Source organism: Hyphomicrobium facile (genome assembly GCF_900116175.1).
Classification (GTDB): Bacteria; Pseudomonadota; Alphaproteobacteria; order Rhizobiales; family Hyphomicrobiaceae; genus Hyphomicrobium_B; species Hyphomicrobium_B facile.
On record NZ_FPCH01000002.1, the window covers coordinates 96305 to 113410 of the forward strand.

The 17106-nt window shown below is 59.8% G+C and carries 12 protein-coding genes; 6 read left to right on the forward strand and 6 right to left on the reverse strand.

The window, feature by feature from the left end:
* Nucleotides 1-10: 10 nt before the first annotated feature.
* The 4 genes from BM399_RS07535 to BM399_RS07550 are packed head-to-tail and all read left to right on the forward strand — an operon-like array spanning nucleotide 11 to nucleotide 4542.
* Nucleotides 11-616: a K(+)-transporting ATPase subunit C gene (locus tag BM399_RS07535; RefSeq protein ID WP_092866744.1), complete on the forward strand. Its 606-nt coding sequence runs from the start codon at nucleotides 11-13 to the stop codon at nucleotides 614-616.
* A 37-nt stretch (nucleotides 617-653) separates the two neighbouring features.
* Nucleotides 654-3377, forward strand: coding sequence for a sensor histidine kinase (locus BM399_RS07540; protein ID WP_092866746.1), 2724 nt, complete (start codon nucleotides 654-656; stop codon nucleotides 3375-3377).
* A complete protein-coding gene (locus tag BM399_RS07545; RefSeq protein WP_092866748.1) occupies nucleotides 3374-4066 on the forward strand; it encodes a response regulator in 693 nt (230 codons plus the stop codon). Before BM399_RS07540 ends, BM399_RS07545 begins: the two co-directional genes overlap by 4 nt.
* Before the next feature lie 11 nt (nucleotides 4067-4077).
* Nucleotides 4078-4542 (forward strand): PTS sugar transporter subunit IIA, encoded by a 465-nt coding sequence (locus BM399_RS07550; protein ID WP_092866750.1) that lies wholly within the window; start codon nucleotides 4078-4080, stop codon nucleotides 4540-4542.
* 25 nt (nucleotides 4543-4567) lie between these two features.
* Here the strand turns inward: BM399_RS07550 and BM399_RS07555 are convergent, their stop codons facing one another.
* Entirely contained in the window at nucleotides 4568-6100 is a 1533-nt protein-coding gene (locus BM399_RS07555) for an acetolactate synthase large subunit (protein WP_092866752.1), read from the reverse strand.
* 724 nt (nucleotides 6101-6824) lie between these two features.
* Here BM399_RS07555 and BM399_RS07565 point away from each other — a divergent pair.
* Nucleotides 6825-7868: a cytochrome-c peroxidase gene (locus tag BM399_RS07565; RefSeq protein ID WP_092866756.1), complete on the forward strand. Its 1044-nt coding sequence runs from the start codon at nucleotides 6825-6827 to the stop codon at nucleotides 7866-7868.
* Between the two features lie 32 nt (nucleotides 7869-7900).
* On the opposite strand, the gene BM399_RS07570 is transcribed toward BM399_RS07565, so the two are convergent.
* Together BM399_RS07570 and BM399_RS07575 are read right to left on the reverse strand one after the other, a co-directional pair.
* Entirely contained in the window at nucleotides 7901-9523 is a 1623-nt protein-coding gene (locus BM399_RS07570; protein WP_092866758.1) for an ABC-F family ATP-binding cassette domain-containing protein, read from the reverse strand.
* Nucleotides 9524-10179: 656 nt separating this feature from the next.
* On the reverse strand, nucleotides 10180-11475 hold the full coding sequence (locus BM399_RS07575) for an MFS transporter (RefSeq protein WP_092866760.1): 1296 nt from the start codon (nucleotides 11473-11475) through the stop codon (nucleotides 10180-10182).
* A 349-nt stretch (nucleotides 11476-11824) separates the two neighbouring features.
* Here BM399_RS07575 and BM399_RS07580 point away from each other — a divergent pair, with 349 nt between their 5' ends.
* Nucleotides 11825-13027 (forward strand): succinylglutamate desuccinylase/aspartoacylase family protein, encoded by a 1203-nt coding sequence (locus BM399_RS07580; RefSeq protein WP_092868110.1) that lies wholly within the window; start codon nucleotides 11825-11827, stop codon nucleotides 13025-13027.
* Between the two features lie 41 nt (nucleotides 13028-13068).
* On the opposite strand, the gene BM399_RS07585 is transcribed toward BM399_RS07580, so the two are convergent.
* The 3 genes from BM399_RS07585 to BM399_RS07595 form a co-directional block, all read right to left on the reverse strand.
* On the reverse strand, nucleotides 13069-13821 hold the full coding sequence (locus tag BM399_RS07585) for a creatininase family protein (RefSeq protein ID WP_092866762.1): 753 nt from the start codon (nucleotides 13819-13821) through the stop codon (nucleotides 13069-13071).
* 161 nt (nucleotides 13822-13982) lie between these two features.
* Nucleotides 13983-15344 carry a type III glutamate--ammonia ligase gene (gene glnT / locus BM399_RS07590; RefSeq protein WP_092866764.1) on the reverse strand — a complete coding sequence of 454 codons (1362 nt, stop codon included), beginning with the start codon at nucleotides 15342-15344 and terminating at the stop codon, nucleotides 13983-13985.
* An 86-nt stretch (nucleotides 15345-15430) separates the two neighbouring features.
* A complete protein-coding gene (locus tag BM399_RS07595) occupies nucleotides 15431-17062 on the reverse strand; it encodes a trimethylamine N-oxide permease (RefSeq protein WP_092866766.1) in 1632 nt (543 codons plus the stop codon).
* Nucleotides 17063-17106 lie beyond the last annotated feature (44 nt).

Below are 17106 nucleotides of genomic sequence, written 5' to 3' on the forward strand. Positions count from 1 at the left end.
GGGAACTCCAATGTTCAAACTCTTACGCCCCGCGTTCGTTTTGCTGGTCTCTCTGACAGTCATCACCGGGCTCATCTATCCGCTCGCGATGACAGGGCTTGCGGGCGCACTCTTTCCAAAACAGGCGCAGGGCAGTCTGATCGTGCGCGACGGAAAAGTCATCGGCTCGGAACTGATCGGGCAATCCTTTACGAGCGACCGCTATTTCCGGGGCCGGCTGTCGGCGACCACCGGCACCGATCCGTCTGACCCCAGCAAAACCGTGCCGCAGCCATACAACGCCGCAAACTCGATGGGCTCGAACTTAGGCCCGACGAACAAGGCGTTGATCGATAGGGTCAAGGGCGACGTGGAAAAGCTCAGGGCGGAGAATCCTTCGACGCCCGTCCCCCTCGACCTCGTGACGACGACCGCCAGCGGGCTCGATCCCGATATATCGCCGGCCGCCGCATACTTCCAGGTGCCGCGCGTCGCCAAAGCCCGCAATCTGCCGGAAGCCGATGTTAAGCAACTCGTCGATAGGCATATCGAAAGCCGCCTTTTTGGTTTAATCGGTGAACCCCATATCAATGTTCTAGCGCTAAACCTCGATCTGGATCGCGTGGCGGCGCGATGAAGGTAGAGCGGCGGCAGTCGCTCTCGGAATAGCCTCGATGGCAGAAGATACCTACGCGCAGCACAAACGGCCCTCGCCAGACGCACTTCTCGAGATTTCGCGACGAGAAGCGCGCGGGCGGGGCCGGCTCAAAATCTTTCTCGGCGCCGCGCCAGGCGTCGGAAAGACCTATGAGATGCTGCGCACGGCTCGCGCAAAGATCAAGGAAGGCGCCGATGTCGTCGTCGGCGTCGTCGAGACGCATGGCCGCAAGGAGACGAAGGCACTCCTCCGTGGAATGACGGTCATCCCTCCGCGGAAGGTCGACTACAAAGGCAAGGAGCTCGACGAGCTCGATCTCGATGCGCTCATTGCGCGCCGTCCGCAAATCGCGCTGATCGATGAACTCGCTCATACGAATGCGCCGTCGAGCCGGCACCCGAAGCGGTATCTCGACGTCGAGGAATTGCTGGATCAGGGCATCGACGTCTACACGACGGTCAATATTCAGCATATCGACAGTCTCAACGAAGTGGTCGCGCAGATTACGGGCGTCCGCGTGCGCGAGACGGTTCCCGATTCCATTCTCGCCCGCGCTGACGATGTCGAACTCGTCGACATCACGCCTGAGGATCTGATCCAGCGACTGAAGGAAGGGAAAGTTTATATTCCCGAGCAAGCGCAGCTCGCGCTCGAGAACTTCTTCTCGCCCGTCAACCTCACGGCGCTTCGCGAGCTCGCCTTGCGGCAAACCGCTGAACGCGTTGACGAGCAGCTTGTGACGCAGCTGCGCGCCAAAGCCATGTTGGGGCCGTGGGCCGCGTGCGAACGCGTGCTCGTTTGCATCAGCGACGATCCGCGTTCGGCAGGGCTCGTGCGGTACGCGAAACGGGCCGCCGATCGCCTGCACGCACCGTGGACCGCGTTGACGGTCGAGACGCGCCGCAGCATCCGCCTCTCCGACGAGGAGCGAAACCGCATCGCCGAAGCGCTGCGGCTCGCCGAGCAGCTCGGCGCGGAAACGCTCACCATTCCGGGAAGCTCGCGGAGGATCGCCGACGACATTATGGCTTACGCGCGAGAACATAATGTCACTCAGATCATTATCGGCAAATCCGAGAGGCCGCGCTGGTTCGAAATTCTGCACGGCTCCGTCGTCCACGATCTTGTCAGGCAATCAGCCGATACCAGTGTGCACGTCATTTCGGGCGAGCAGCTTCCCAACGGCGCGCAACCGCGGCCAGCCGTCCGCGCCGCACCTGAGAAGACTTCCAACAATCTCCTGGCCTACACGTTTGCGATAGCAGCGGTGGCGACGTCACTTGGCTTGGCGTGGCTGATCCGGCCGTGGGTCGGCGTCGAGAGCATCGACCTCATTTTTCTGACGGGCATCATCGCCGTCGCGGTTCGCTACGGCCTGTTGCCTTCGCTCGTCGCCAGTATCTTGGGTTCGCTCACGTACAATTTCTTCTTCCTTCCGCCGCTCTACACGTTCACCATTTCGGACCCGAAGAACGTCGCAGCGTTCGTATCGTTCGCAGTCGTCGCAATCGTCGTATCGAACATCGCAGCCCAGACGCGGAGTCAGGCGGTCATTGCCGTCAATCGCGCCAGCACTACGGAATCGCTTTACGGCTTCAGCCGAAAGCTCGCCGCAACAGCCACGCTTGACGATGTTCTGTGGGCGACCGCCTTCCAGATCGCGTCAATGTTGAAAGTTCGTGTCGTGCTGCTGCTGCCGGACAATGGTTCCATCGCGGTCAAAGCCGGTTATCCGCCGGAGGATACCCTCGATGCGTCGGATTTGGCGGCGGCCACGTGGGCATGGATGAATGATCGTCCGGCGGGGCGCGGAGCGGATACGCTGCCCGGCTCACAGAGGCTCTTCCTGCCGCTGCACACGGCGCGTGGTGTCGTCGGCGTCGTCGGCATCGATAGCGACAATCCGGGCCCGTTGCTGACGCCCGATCAGCGGCGTCTGTTCGATGCCCTGATCAACCAGGGAGCGCTTGCGATCGAACGCGTGCGACTGGTCGAGGACATCGAGCAAGCGAAGCGAACTGCGGAGACCGACCGGCTTCGGGCGGCGCTGCTCACTTCGCTGTCGCATGATCTCAAAACGCCACTCGCCGCGATCCTCGGCGCGGCAAGTACCTTGCGCGACGTCGCGGACAAGCTCGACGAGGCGCAGCGGGATGAGCTTCTGTCGACGGTCATAGATGAATCCGAGCGTCTCAATCGCTTCATCGCCAATCTCCTGGATATGACCAAGCTCGAGGCGGGCGCCGTTGCGCCTAAGGCAGAGGTGCACGACGTCAGCGAGATCGTCGATGCAGCCCTCAAGAGAGCGAAGAAGATTCTAGCGAATCACAATGTGCGGTACACGCCTGCTGCGGACAACCCGCAAGTAAAGGCAGATCCAGTCCTCCTGGAGCAGGTGCTTTTCAACGTATTGGACAACGCCGCCAAATACGCGCCGGAAGGCACCGCTATACAAATCGATGCCTGGCAAGACTATGACCGGATCACTTTGCAGGTATCGGATGAGGGCCCCGGAATTCCACCGGAAGACCTTGAGCGGATCTTCGATAAGTTCTATCGGTCCTCCAAAGGTGATCGCGTGCGCGCCGGAACGGGGCTCGGACTTCCCATTTCGCGCGGGTTCGTCGAGATCATGGGCGGCACAATAACGGCCGCAAACCGGCTCGATCGCAGCGGCGCCGTGTTCACGATTTCCCTGCCGGCGGGCTTCGAGAGCGAAACGTTGGATCACGCCGCATGAGCGCGCCTCTCAACGTTCTGGTCATCGACGACGAGCCGCCCATTCGCAAGCTATTGCGCATGGGGCTTGCGACGCAGGGCTATCAAGTGACGGATGCGCCCAACGCCAAAGCCGCGTTGGAACTCATGGATACGAAGCCGGATCTCATTATCCTGGATCTTGGGCTTCCGGACATGCAGGGTCTCGATCTCCTCAGCGCCCTTCGCGCCAAGAATGAATCCGTTCCCATCGTGGTGCTCTCGAGCCGGGCCGACGAAGGCGCCAAAGTTCATGCACTCGATCTCGGGGCCGACGATTACGTTACGAAGCCTTTCGGCATAAACGAGCTTCTGGCCCGCATCCGCGCAGCTCTACGCCACCAGCTGCAAAGCCATGGCGAGCGGCCTATTTTTCGTGTCGGAGATCTGAGCGTCGATCTCGTCCGGCGCATCGTTAAAGTCGGTGACCGCGAGGTTAAGCTTTCTCCCAAGGAATACGATCTGCTGCGGCTGTTCGTTCAGCACGCGGGAAAGGTTCTCACTCATAACTTGTTGCTTCGGGAACTCTGGGGCCCCTCGGCGGATTCTCAGTACGTGCGTGTCTATGTCCGCCAGCTCCGGCAAAAAATCGAGACGCATCCGGAAAGCCCTGAATACATTCTGACCGAAACAGGCGTCGGCTATCGCCTGCGCATTCCCGACGAATTATAGAGCAGCCATAAATGCCAACCAGTATCAGCAGCTTTCTCTCGCCCAGCGACGTGTTCCTCGACGTCGGCGAGCCGGACAAAATCTCTCTGCTCAGAGATCTCGCGCGGCGTGCGGCGCCGTCGGTCGGATTGAGCAGCGACGTCATCGTCACCGAACTCATGAAACGAGAACAACTCGGATCGACGGGCATGGGTGGCGGCGTTGCAATTCCGCATGCTCGCTTTATCGGGCTGAAAAAGCCGTTCGGGCTCGTTGCACGCCTCAAGCCGCCCGTGGATTTCGAAGCGATCGACAACATGCCGGTCGACCTCGTTTTTCTTCTGCTCGTGCCGTCCGCCGCCGAAGGCGATCACCTCAACATGCTCGCCGCGGTGTCACGGCGGATGCGAAGCCGCGAGGTGACGCAGAAGCTGCGCACCCTTCAGGACAAGGATATTTTCTACAAGCTGCTCACGGCCGAGCCTGAGAAACATTGATCGCACCAATCGGCGGCCGATCTTTCTACGACATGATCGCTTCGATCAGGCGCGGTCCCTTCTCAGCGAGCGCTTTTTCCAATTCGCGTACCAGCGCTTCAGCGCTGTCGACTGCGACGGACGGCACGCCGAAACCTGCTCCGATCTTGACCCAATTGAGATTGGGACGGTCCAACCCCGTCATCGAGCGGGCGACTGGCCCCGGCGCCGTTACGCCTGCCCGCTCGAACTCCACGTTCAAAATGTTGTAGCTGCGGTTGGAGCCGATGATCGTGACGACATCCAGATTCTCGCGCGCCTGCGTCCAGAACGCCTGCACGGAATAAGCGCCGCATCCATCGGACTCGAAATTGATGACCTTGCGGTCCGGACATGCGATGGCAGCACCTGTTGCCGTGCCTGGACCTTGGCCGATGGCGCCGCCCGTCAACATCAAATGGCTGAAGCGTGGTGCGTTCCTGGATGCTTCGAAATAGGGCGTGCCGGCGGTCAAGGCCTCGTCCATAACGATGCAGTTTTCCGGCTGCAGCAGCCCGATGATTGCGGTGACAGACTGGGCGTCGAGACCCCCGCGCGGCATCGAGATAGGCTTACCTGGCTGACGGCGGACATCTTGCGAAGCCTGAAGCTCGGCTGCGACTGCCTCAAGTGCTCCGAGAACGTCCTCGCCGCGAGCCGCCAGCGTGACGGTCTGCTCTTCGCTGGTCAAGTAGCTGGGTTGCTCATGATATCCGAAGAAGGCAACGGGGCGGCGCGTGCCAGCGAGCACCACGTTTTCGTAGCGGCGTGTCAGCGCCAGCGCGTGGTCGGGAAAATATGGGAGCCTCGTTGCTGCGGGTAAATCGCCGCCGCGCTCCATGCGAGCGAAGAACGTATCGCAGAGAAGATCGGCTCCGGCCGCGGCCGCAATTCTACCCGCGAGCCGCATGCCTGTTTCCGACAAGCCCTCGCCGCCCAACAATATGGCCGACTTTCCGCGCTTCAGCGCCCGCGTTGCCGCCGTCACATTCGCTGGCGAATAGCTATTTTTCGATATGGCGCGCTGATGTGGACGATCGTCACCGGCGTCGCCCAGCTGGCAATCGTGGGGAACGATCAGGGTCGCGATACCCTCGGCCCGCGCGCGCTCGACCGCTTCGGCGAGATCCGACGCTATGCCTGCCGCATCCACGTTTCGCTTCGTATACGCGCTGACCGTATGGGCCAGCCCTTCGATGTCGGATGCCAACAACGGATCGGCCGCACGATGCCAAGTCGCATGCTCGCCGATGACGTTCAGGATCGGTGTTCCTGCGCGCCGCGCGTTGTGCAAATTCGTCAGGCCATTGGCGAGGCCTGGACCCAAATGGAGTAAGCACATTGCCGGCTTCGTCAGCATCCGGCCGTAGCCATCGGCCGCTCCGGTCGCGACGTTCTCGTGGAGGCAAAGGATGCCACGCATACCGGCAACCTGATCCATCGCGAGAACCAACGGCAACTCCGTCGTTCCCGGATTTGCGAAACAGACCTCGATGCCTTCGTTCAAAGCGGTGGTGATGAGTGCCTGCGCACCGTTCATGTCCCGGTTCCTTTGGTTCGCTGCCGAGAATCAGGACCCGACTTCAATCCCACCACGCATGTACGCTGAGAACGCCGATTGCTCGACGCATTCGGATCGGCCTGCCAGCGCGGTTCCCGCAGCGCCGCGTTTCTGCGACGCGTTTCTGGGGCGCGTTTCTGGGGCGCGTTTGCCGACTCCTAATGCCGAACATCGCTTTAGAGGAGAAATTCCTTCTGGCAAGCGGCTAATTGCTGGTGATTTTCGCGCGCGATGGAAATCCAAACGGCGTTGGACGGCTAAGGGCTCTTCTTGAATAAATGGTCGCCTACAGTCTGCTCCCCGGTGCAGCACCTGATGAGGTCATTGCCAGAAATCGACCTGCCGTCGCCAAACTGTATGGCGACGTCGGATTGACCACCGGCGATCAGACGGCAAGCCTCCTCCAATGCTGCGTCAAGGCTCGGATGTTCGTTGCCAATTGCTACGGGGATTGCGCCGAACGTTACAAAATACGCCATTCTTTACTCCCAGCCATCGCGACGCATGCAGAATATTCCTTCCATTTGGCCCTTCCATTTGGCGGAACGGCGCGCATCCCGAAGCGTTCCGCTTTTTTCAGGGCGCCATTTTCAGGGGGCCAGAGGTGCATTGGACTTTGGTCAATTCGTACGCGCCACGTTCGCGCCAACTTAGCGATTGTCCCCTCATAAAGCGCGACCAGACCCACGTCTTGGAGGCGCCTATGCGCGTACCTGTTGTTTTGGCGGCGGTGGTGTTTCTGACTTTTACCGCCGGTCTCCTCATCGCTGCAGAAGACCCGGTGATGAAAGAGGCTCAATCGACATTCGTGCCGATTCCTCTCACGCCGCCCCCCGTGAAAGGCGTAACCGCCACTCCCGCACTGGTCGAACTCGGCAAGGCGCTCTACTTCGATCCCCGGCTATCCCAAAGCCACAACATCAGCTGCAACACATGCCATCAGATCGGCCTCGGCGGCGTCGACATGCTGCCCACCTCCATCGGCCACAAATGGCAGCACGGCGCCCGCAATTCCCCGACAGTATTGAACTCCATATTCAACATCGCGCAATTCTGGGACGGGCGCGCAGCAGATCTAGCGGCACAGGCCGGCGGTCCTATTCAAAATCCCGTCGAGATGGCCACCACTCATCAGCACGCCATCGAAATGCTGAAAGGTATTCCCGGTTACGAGAAGCTGTTCAAAGCGGCTTTCCCCTCGCAGACAGACCCTATCACCATAGGAAATGTCGAGGATGCCATCGCGGCATTCGAAGCGACCCTCATCACGCCCAATGCGCCTTTCGACAAATTCCTGCGCGGCGACGAGAACGCTTTAACGTCCGAGCAAAGGGAAGGTCTGCAGCTGTTCATGAGCAAGGGCTGCTCGACTTGCCATTCCGGCATCAATGTCGGCGGGCAGATGTATGCGCCGTTCGGCGTGGTCGAGAAGCCGGGCGCCGAATTGCTGCCGCAGAATGATAAAGGCCGCTTCGACGTGACAAAGACCGCGAGCGACGAGTACGTCTTCCGCGTGCCGCCGCTGCGGAATGTCGAGCTGACGCCGCCGTATTTCCATAGCGGGAAAGCCTGGGATCTTCGGCAAGCCGTGGCTGTGATGGGGAACAGTCAGCTCGGTGAAAAGCTGACGGACAGCGAAATAACGAAGATCACGGCGTTCTTGCGATCTTTGACGGGCGACCAGCCGAAGGTCACGTACCCGATCCTGCCGCCAAGCGACGCCTCGACGCCACCCCCTGAGCCATAGCGCGCGCTCGGGCTTGCGGCTGCCGGGACAGATCAGCTACGCAGGCCGGGAGCTTCCTGGCCGGTCCGCTCGACGTACTCCGTGTAACCACCGCCGTGCTTGTGGATGCCGTCGGGGGTCAGCTCCAGCACCCGATTGGACAGCGCAGCGAGGAAGTGCCGGTCGTGCGAGACGAATAGCATCGCGCCCTCGTATTGCGAGAGCGCGACGATGAGCATTTCCTTGGTCGCCATGTCGAGGTGGTTCGTGGGCTCGTCGAGCACGAGGAAATTCGGCGGGTCGTAGAGCATCTTCGCCATGACGAGGCGCGCCTTCTCGCCGCCGGAGAGTACACGGCATCGCTTCTCCACGTCGTCGCCGGAGAAGCCGAAGCAGCCGGCCAGCGAACGCAGCGAGCCTTGGCCCGCTTGCGGGAACGAATCCTCCAGCGACTGGAATACGGTGCGGTCGCCGTCGAGGAGGTCCATGGCGTGCTGGGCGAAGTAGCCCATCTTCACGCTGCCGCCGATATTGACCGTGCCCGCATCGGGCTCCGTCGACCCGGCTACGAGCTTTAGAAGCGTGGACTTGCCGGCGCCGTTGATGCCCATGACGCACCAGCGTTCCTTGCGGCGCACGTGGAAATCCAGCCCTTCATAGATGGTGCGGCTGCCGTAGCTCTTATGCACACCCTTGATGCTGACCACGTCCTCGCCCGAGCGCGGCGCCGGCTGGAACTCGAACATCACCGTCTGGCGGCGCTTCGGCGGCTCAACCCGGTCGATCTTCGCCAGCTGCTTGACGCGGCTCTGCACCTGGGCGGCGTGCGAGGCGCGCGCCTTGAAGCGCTCGATGAATCTGATCTCCTTGGCGAGCATCGCCTGCTGGCGGTCGAACTGTGCCTGCTGCTGCTTCTCGGCGAGTGCGCGCTGCTTCTCGTAGAACTCGTGGTTGCCTGAATACGTCGTCAGCGAGCCGCCGTCGATTTCGACGATCTTGGTGACGATGCGGTTCATGAACTCGCGATCGTGCGAGGTCATCAACAGGACGCCCTCGTAGCCCTTGAGGAATTCTTCCAGCCAGATCAGGCTTTCCAAATCAAGGTGGTTGCTCGGCTCGTCGAGCAGCATGGCGTCGGGGCGCATGAGAAGCACACGTGCCAGCGCCACGCGCATTTTCCAGCCACCGGACAAGGCGCCGATGTCACCGTCCATCATCTCCTGGCTGAAGGAGAGGCCAGCCAGCACTTCACGCGCGCGGCCTTCGAGGGCATAACCGCCCAGCTCTTCGAAACGGCCCTGCACCTCGCCGTAGCGCTCGACGATCTCTTCCATCTCGTCCGCGCGGCCGGGATCTGCCATGGCGGCCTCGAGCTCCGCCAGCTCGGCCGCGACTGCGCTCACCGGGCCCGCGCCGTCCATCACCTCGGACACGGCGCTTTTGCCTGCCATCTCACCCACGTCCTGGCTGAAGTAGCCGATGGTGATGCCGCGATCGGTCGAGACTTGGCCTTCGTCCGGCTGCTCCTGGCCAATGATCATGCGGAAGAGCGTCGTCTTGCCGGCGCCATTCGGACCCACGAGGCCGACCTTCTCGCCCTTGTTGAGGGCGGCGGACGCTTCGATGAAGACGATCTGGTGCCCGTTCTGCTTGCTGATGGAGTCGAGACGAATCATATGCGCGCTTTGTTTGGCGCTGGCTGCGACAGCACTTGCTGCCGAGTCACCGTGCGCACAGGCTCCGGACAAACGGTTGTTCGGCACCCTTAGGCCATGCGTCGAGCCCACGGAAGAGGCTTCCGCGCGGCCGCGACATTCGTTCTCAAATAGTGGGATTGGGGAGACTTGTTGCGCGCTGCGTTCCCGGCGTTCGCCGGTTTCCAGAGACGTCGCGCTTCTTACGGGAGTTGGACCCGTCTTTTCGGATTGTGGTTAGGTTTCCTGCCCGAATATTTCGGTGGGTGGACGCGGCCGGCAGGGGCTTGAAAAGCCCCCGAGTTCGCCGACCGATTTGAAGCCTCTTTTCAGGCGGCCAATTTGACCTGAGCTTCGGGATATCCCGAATGCGCGGTCGCGCCATCTATCTTCGCGCGTGACTGTCCCAGCTCCAGGAGCTGTAAGCCAGGGCGATTCCGAACCCGGCAAACGCCGAGAGACAGATCGCAAGATAGTAGGTTTCAAATGTCGTCATTATCGCCTCCCTTAGAAGATTGAGGCGAGTTTAGAGCGGTGCCCAATTGATGAATTGATATACGTCAATTGGGCAAAGCATTGGACGACGCGGCGCGCACGCCGCTGCCGGGCGACATCGCTAACGGTTGTCGATCGCTCTCTTACGCCAACTCAGGCTGAGGTTCGATGTTCGCCCTTGGCTTCATTGAAATGACGAGCAACGCGGCGACGATGCACATAACGCCGGCCACATAGAGCGCCGGAAGATATGTGCCGAAGATGGTGCGCGTCGCGCCTGCGCCGAACGCTGCAGTTGCCGCCCCGAGCTGGTGCCCGGCGAAAATCCAGCCGAACGTCAAAGTGGCTCGCTCCGGTCCAAAGCGTTCAGCCGTCAGCTTCACGGTCGGGGGCACCGTCGCCACCCAATCAAGGCCGTAGAAGAGGCCGAAGAGCGACAGGCCAAGCACTGTGAACTCGCTGAACGGCAGGTAGAGGAGCGACAGCCCGCGCAACCCGTAAAACCAGCAAAGCAGCCAGCGATTGTCGTAGCGATCCGATAGCCAGCCCGCCAAGATCGTACCCATGAAATCCAATACGCCGATCATGGCGAGCATGCTCGCTGCGCCGACCGGCGCGATCCCAAAATCTCCGCACAGCGATATCCAATGTGTTTGGATAAGCCCGTTGGTGCTGAGCCCGCAGACGAAGAAGGTCAGGAACAGAACCCAAAAGGTCGGCGTGCTCGACGCTTCGCGCAGAGCCATGAGCGGCGAGGACAAGAGCGATAAAAGTCGGTGATCGTGCTTCGGCGGCTCGACGATTTCCTTTTCGCCAAATGGCGCCAAGCCGACATTGGAGGGGTAGTCGCGCATGAAGAGCACGACGGCGAGCAGGGCCAGGAGCAGGATTGCCACGACGAAGAGAAGAGCGGCGCGCCATCCGATGCGCTGCGTCAGCTCCGCCAGGAGAGGCAGGAAGACGAGCTGGCCAGTGGCAGTGCTCGCCGTCATCATGCCGACGACCAGGCCGCGGCGACGTGAGAACCAGCGTGTCGCGACTGTCGCGCCGAGGACGAGCGCCGTCATGCCCGTGCCTATTCCGACTAGGATGCCCCAGAAGACGACGAGCTGCCACACCGAGATCATCGCCAAAGATCCAAGCAGGCCAACGGAAATCAGCGACAGCGCGGCGATGACGACGTTGCGAACGCCGAAGCGGTTCATCAGCGCGGCGGCAAACGGGCCCATTAAACCGAACAGCACCAAGCGAACAGCGAGTGCGAATGAGATATCGGCATTCTGCCAGCCGAAATCGCGTTGGAGCGGCTCCAGCATGACGCCGGGAGACCCGAGCGCCCCGGCCGTCGCGAGCATGGTCAGGAACGTCGTTCCGGCGACGACCCATCCATAGTGGATGTTCTTCGTGTCGAGCCATGATGCAAGCCGAGCAGAGATCATCGCAAATCCTGGAATTCGGTGAAGGACATAAGGATATATGCCCGCATATCGTCAAAGGAGTGACTGAAGAAGCGTTCTCAAGTCCACGAATTCCTCCAATGACTGGTTGGGCCCCCATGAACTTCACGGGGGCCTTGTCGATGTCCGTTGCTCAACGGAAGGCGCACGTCATCCACCCGCATTCAACGTGTCGGCATCACGCGCCACCCGTTTCACAGCCGGTTAATCTTGATAATGCCCGCGCCCCACAAAATTATTTGGCGCCTGTTATTCATAATTGCTCAGCCGTCGCCACCCGAAAATGGTCTGCCATTTGGACTATCGCATCCATCAACGAAAGGCCGCTGCAATGTCGCCTAACAAGATTGATCGTCGCGATTTTATAACCAGTTCGATTGCCGTTGGCACGACCACCATCCTCGCCAGCGAATCCGGCAGTGCGGATCCCCAAGAGAATACGGAGACGCGTGGCTCAGAGACAGGAACGGTTTACACAGGTGAGTCTGTCCAGGGAAAGAAAGTTGTCAGTCGGCTTGACGTCACCGACCTTGAACCCGGCAAAAAGCACTTTCTCTATTTTCAGGGCGTGCAGGCGCCCGGCGGTCAGCCTTGGTATGTTTCGGTCGCCATCGCGAGGGGCATCCGACCCGGAAAGCGATTCACGCTGACCAGCGGTGTTCACGGCGACGAGATGAGTTCGATCCAGACGGTCCACACCGTGATCGATCGGCTTGATCCCACGCAGATGTCCGGGACTGTCATGGCAGTTCTAGACATTGCGCGCCCCGCAGTAGAAAGCATGCAGCGCCGGTGGCCGAATTCGGGGCGCGGTGCCGATCTCATCGACATGAATCGGGAGTGGCCGGGCGACGAGAATGGCGCAAGCGCCACAAGCCGTCACGCAGGCCTATTGTTCAACCGCCTCTTGAGGCCGAACTCTGACTTCGCGATCGACTTCCACACTGGGACAACCGGTCTGGAAGTTGCTGCCTTCATCATCGGTGATCGCCGCCTCCCCGACGTAAAGACCATGGCGGACCTCTTTCCCGTTGGGTTGATGTGGGATGATCCAGCTTATCCAGGCGTTTTGCACAATGCGTTTGTGGATGCCGGCATCCCGTGCTTCACGCCTGAAGTTGGCGCGGCCCGTGTCCTTGATAGAGATATGATCGCCCTGTTTGTTGAAGGCACGTTGAACGTACTCAAACACTATGGGGTCATCAGCGGGCCCATTGGCCGTACTGCGGCGGATGCGAACATGCTCATCGGCGACGCAGCGTTTCCGATCATCGCGACACATGGCGGCTTGGTTGAATTTCATGCAAAGCTCGACGATGAAGTCAAAGCCGGTCAGACGATTGCCGTACAGCGAAACATGTTTGGCGAGGTGGTCGCAGAATATACCACCGCGGTGAATGGCAAATTGGCAGCCTATCGCACCGACGCATCCTCGGATCCCGGCAACGTATTGGCATTCATCCTATTCAGTCAGCCCGGTACGCCCCCACGCGGCGGCGCGCAGCCCTATAGGGAAGAGTCTTACCCCGAGTAACGGCCCGCCGCGCTCTCCTCGACACCTTGGAAGTGGCTTTCCTACGAAAAGTAGGAATGGGGCAACGGCGGCGTTTCCGATTGGCCCTTCTCGACAAGCCGCGCAAGATCCTCGACCATCCAGCTAAACAATTCTGCGCCTTCCGCTTCCGTCGCCAAGCTCGGCTTGCCGGTCACTCCGTTTGTGCTTGTGCGATTGACCGGATGGGAGAACACCAGTCCCGCCGTTCGGTCCGGATCATCCGCATCCTTGATTGCCTCGCTCCTGACGATCTCGGGGGCAACAGACAACATCAGTGCCGTCTCCGCGCGGTTTGCGTGCCAATCGTCGCCGTCCGAGCAGTGGGAAGCACGCACGCGGTCGCTGATTTGCGCAGTGTTGACGAGCGCGATCATGAGATCGTCGTGCTCTGCTCTCAGCATTTCGAGTGCACATCTCAGAGGCGCGGCATTCGTCACGTGACCGTTGACGATGATGAGACGGCGCACGCCGGTATAATAGGCCCAGTCCCCGATCTCTTTCACCATCGTGATAACAGTAATCGGCTGTAGCGCGATCGTTCCCGGCCATCGCCGACTGTGACCAAGTGAACAGCCATAAGGGATGGTTGGAAGCATGAGCGCGCCGGTCTTTTCCGCCACTGCGCGACAAAGACGGTCGGCAATCACGGTGTCCATGCCGGTTGCAAGATGGGGTCCGTGCTGCTCTGTCGCTCCGATCGGAAGGAGTGCTGTCTGCTTTGCGTCGGCAACATCCTTCGCGAATTCAGTCCAGGTGCGTTCTGCCCAATTCATGTCAGATCCGATGTATCGAAATGCGAAAATCCAGCGCTCGTCGCTACTGCATGCGCAGCCGCGCCGAGTGTGGAAAAAAAAGGAAAGCGCTCTGAGGGACCCGCAAGCGCTTTCCAGTCAGAAGTGCCCCGGAGGGAATTGCGCAGGGCACTTCTCGCGGGTCAGTAGAATTTCAGGTAGCGTTCCAACTCCCACTTCGAGACGTGGTTGGTGTAGGCGTGCCATTCGTCGCGCTTGAATTCCAGCCACGAGTTGAACATCGCGTCGCCCATAACTTCCCTGGAGATTGGGTCGGTCGCGAAGGCATCGAGCGCTTCTGAAAGCGATCCAGGCAGCTGCTTGATGCCGAGCTCCGCGAGTTCCTCGGGCGTTTTGAGATACATATTGTCGAGGTGCGGCGCACCAGGATCCAGCCGATCACGGATACCTTCGAGACCGGCACGGATCGTCATAGCGGCGCCGAGATATGGGTTGCACGCGCTGTCGGCAACACGAAGTTCGACGCGGCCGCCGCTCTTCGGAATGCGAACAGTATTGGTGCGGTTGTTGTTGCCGTAGCACAAGAAGACCGGCGCCCAAGTGAAGCCGGACATGCTTCCCTTGGTGACGAGGCGCTTGTAGCTGTTAACTGTGGGCGCGACGACGGCACAAATTGCAGGCAAGTGCTTCAAAACGCCGGCGATGAAATGATAGCCGAGATCGCCGAGCTTGCAGCCGCGCGGATCATCCGCCGATGCAAAAAGATTCTTGCCCGTTTTCTTGTCGGTAAGCGACATGTTGAAATGCGCGCCGCTTCCTGCGCGATCGGCATAGGGCTTCGGCATGAACGTCGCGAAACCACCATGCTTACGCGCAATTTCGTGCGCCATCAGGCGGAAGAAGACGTAACGGTCCGACATCGTGAGTGCATCGGCGTGACGGAAATCGATTTCAAACTGACCGATGCCGTCCTCGTGATCCATCGAGTAAACGTCCCAGCCAAGATCATTCATCGAGCTGACAAGCTCAAAGAGCCAGCCACGATTGTCGAGGAACCGCGAAACGTCGTAGGCGGGCTTGGCAAGGTGGTGACGATCGGAAAGCGGCTTGAAGCCCTCCTTCTCATCGTCCTTTAGAACGAAGAATTCCGCCTCGATGCCGAGATTGACCCCGTAGCCCATTTCATCGGCCATCGCCAACGTCCGCTGCAGAATATTGCGGCTGCACGGTTCAAAGGGCTTTCCACCACACCACAGATCACTCGCGAACCACGCCACTTCGTTGTTCCAAGGAAGAACGGTTGCCGAGCGGATATCGGGATGCGAGGAGACTTCTTCGTCGCTGACATCCTGGGGGACGCCATCGAGTGCTGCGCCCGTGCACAGCTCAGACCCATCGACCATGTCCTCGATGTGCGGAAGCGGGACTACTTTCGTCTTCGAAACGCCGTGCATATCGACGTACGTCGGCATCATGAATTTGACGCCCGCCGTCTCGAGTTTCTTTTTCAGTGTCGCGATTGAACTGGCTTTGTCTGTCGTCATAGTTTTCTCATCCTAGCTTCAATGTGGTGCAGGCGTGCAAGTGCGCGCGAAGGAAGGTGCGCACTTGCGTTTGGTGAGTTCGATTGTCAGTAAACGGCGATGTAGTAGCCGAAAGCGATGACGGAGCCGCCGGCAAGAAGCGTGAGATAGGGAAGGATCCCTGCCCTCGTTTTCACTTCCGTCTCGTCGGCGCCTGCAAAATCCTCGAACGTCTGCTTCGGGAATTTTCCGCCATCCACGACGTAGTGCCGGAATGCGAAGACAGGCAGGATCATCAAAGCAACGGCGAAGCCAGCCGCCAGCGTTCCGGAGCCCCAGATGTTCGCACCCATGCCGAGCAGCAGGAGATTGACGAAGCCAAGAACGGCACCTGTTGCGAGCACGGAAGTGGGTGCCCGATAGGGACGCGGCGTATCCGGCCGATCAACGCGATGAAGCCATCCGGATTGGAGATTGAGGAAGTTGAAGATCATGTAGTTGACGTTGGCAATCGCCAACAGGAACACGTAGTCCGACATCATCAGCAGCAGCATGTTGAAGCCGAGGTCGGTCCACATGGCAGCCACCGGTGCACCGTGGCTGTTGACGCGGCTAAGGTAGCGAGGAAGCCAGCCGTCGATAGACCCTTGGTACAAGGTACGCGCCGAGCCAGCCATCGACATGCTGACAGTCAGCAGCAATGCCAAAATCAGCATCACGACGAGGATTTTGTTTACAACTGTTCCTCCACCGATCATGCCAGCCATGGCGTCCGCAACGCCCATTCCGCTGTAGATGCCCGGATCGAGCATGCCATTGAGACCAAGCGATCCCTGGAATGCCAGCGGCACAAGCGAGAATACGAAAACGCAAAGCAAGCCGGCGGATATCAGAGCACGCGGCGTGTCGGTGCCAGGATTGCGAAACTCACGCGTGTAGCAGACAGCCGTTTCAAACGCGTAGGTCGACCAACCTGCGATAAACAGGGCGCCGGCAAAGACCGTCCAACCCGCCATATCCCAGGAGCCTGAAACCGGCGCACCGGCGGCATCGTGAGCGAGTGGAACGAACGGCAGATAATTTTCGAGAGAGATATTTCCGGAAAAGATCGGCAGGAGACCGATGAGGATAAGCGGCGCGAGCGCCGTTATGGCTAGTATCCGCTGCAAATTCGCGGCTTTTAGAACACCGCGATGTTGTACGCAGAATACGGCCAGCACCAGAACCCAACCCAGTACGAAAACCGAATTGATACGCAAGCTGAGGCCCTGCTTTAGAAAGTCGAGATTGAGCAGGGTTATTTGCCAAGTTTGAATCCAGTGATCGGCTGTAAAAAACAGATTGAGGATGTATCCGGCGCCGAGTCCCGTTCCGATGGCCAGCACTGGAGACCAGGAAAACCAATTCGACCACACGGAAATCGGGCCGAGCATCTTCCCATAGCGAACCCAGGCGAGTGCGCCATAGACCGATGCTCCGCCAGACTTGTGCGGGTACATTGATGAAATCTCGGCATACGTAAATGCCTGCACAAATCCGAACAGGATCGAAATCGTCCAGACGAGCGGTGAGACATTCCCGGCGGTCGCAGCGATTGCCCCCACCGAAAACAACACGAGTGCCGGTGTACCGGCCGCAAACCAAAATGCGTGCGTCCAATTCAAAGTGCGGACAAGCGAATGGGTGTTTTCAACACCCGCCGATCGGGCGGATGCAGGCGACAGTGTGGTGTCAGTCATCTAACCCCCTTGCGGATGGTACTTTGCGTACTCTCTCCGCTCGT

Bases quoted from the DNA above. Each gene is read 5' to 3' on its own strand.
- BM399_RS07535 (WP_092866744.1), top strand. From the start codon at position 11: ATGTTCAAACTCTTACGCCCCGCGTTCGTTTTGCTGGTCTCTCTGACA.
- BM399_RS07540 (WP_092866746.1), top strand. From the start codon at position 654: ATGGCAGAAGATACCTACGCGCAGCACAAACGGCCCTCGCCAGACGCA.
- BM399_RS07545 (WP_092866748.1), top strand. From the start codon at position 3,374: ATGAGCGCGCCTCTCAACGTTCTGGTCATCGACGACGAGCCGCCCATT.
- BM399_RS07550 (WP_092866750.1), top strand. From the start codon at position 4,078: ATGCCAACCAGTATCAGCAGCTTTCTCTCGCCCAGCGACGTGTTCCTC.
- BM399_RS07555 (WP_092866752.1), bottom strand. From the start codon at position 6,100: ATGAACGGTGCGCAGGCACTCATCACCACCGCTTTGAACGAAGGCATC.
- BM399_RS07565 (WP_092866756.1), top strand. From the start codon at position 6,825: ATGCGCGTACCTGTTGTTTTGGCGGCGGTGGTGTTTCTGACTTTTACC.
- BM399_RS07570 (WP_092866758.1), bottom strand. From the start codon at position 9,523: ATGATTCGTCTCGACTCCATCAGCAAGCAGAACGGGCACCAGATCGTC.
- BM399_RS07575 (WP_092866760.1), bottom strand. From the start codon at position 11,475: ATGATCTCTGCTCGGCTTGCATCATGGCTCGACACGAAGAACATCCAC.
- BM399_RS07580 (WP_092868110.1), top strand. From the start codon at position 11,825: ATGTCGCCTAACAAGATTGATCGTCGCGATTTTATAACCAGTTCGATT.
- BM399_RS07585 (WP_092866762.1), bottom strand. From the start codon at position 13,821: ATGAATTGGGCAGAACGCACCTGGACTGAATTCGCGAAGGATGTTGCC.
- glnT (WP_092866764.1), bottom strand. From the start codon at position 15,344: ATGACGACAGACAAAGCCAGTTCAATCGCGACACTGAAAAAGAAACTC.
- BM399_RS07595 (WP_092866766.1), bottom strand. From the start codon at position 17,062: ATGACTGACACCACACTGTCGCCTGCATCCGCCCGATCGGCGGGTGTT.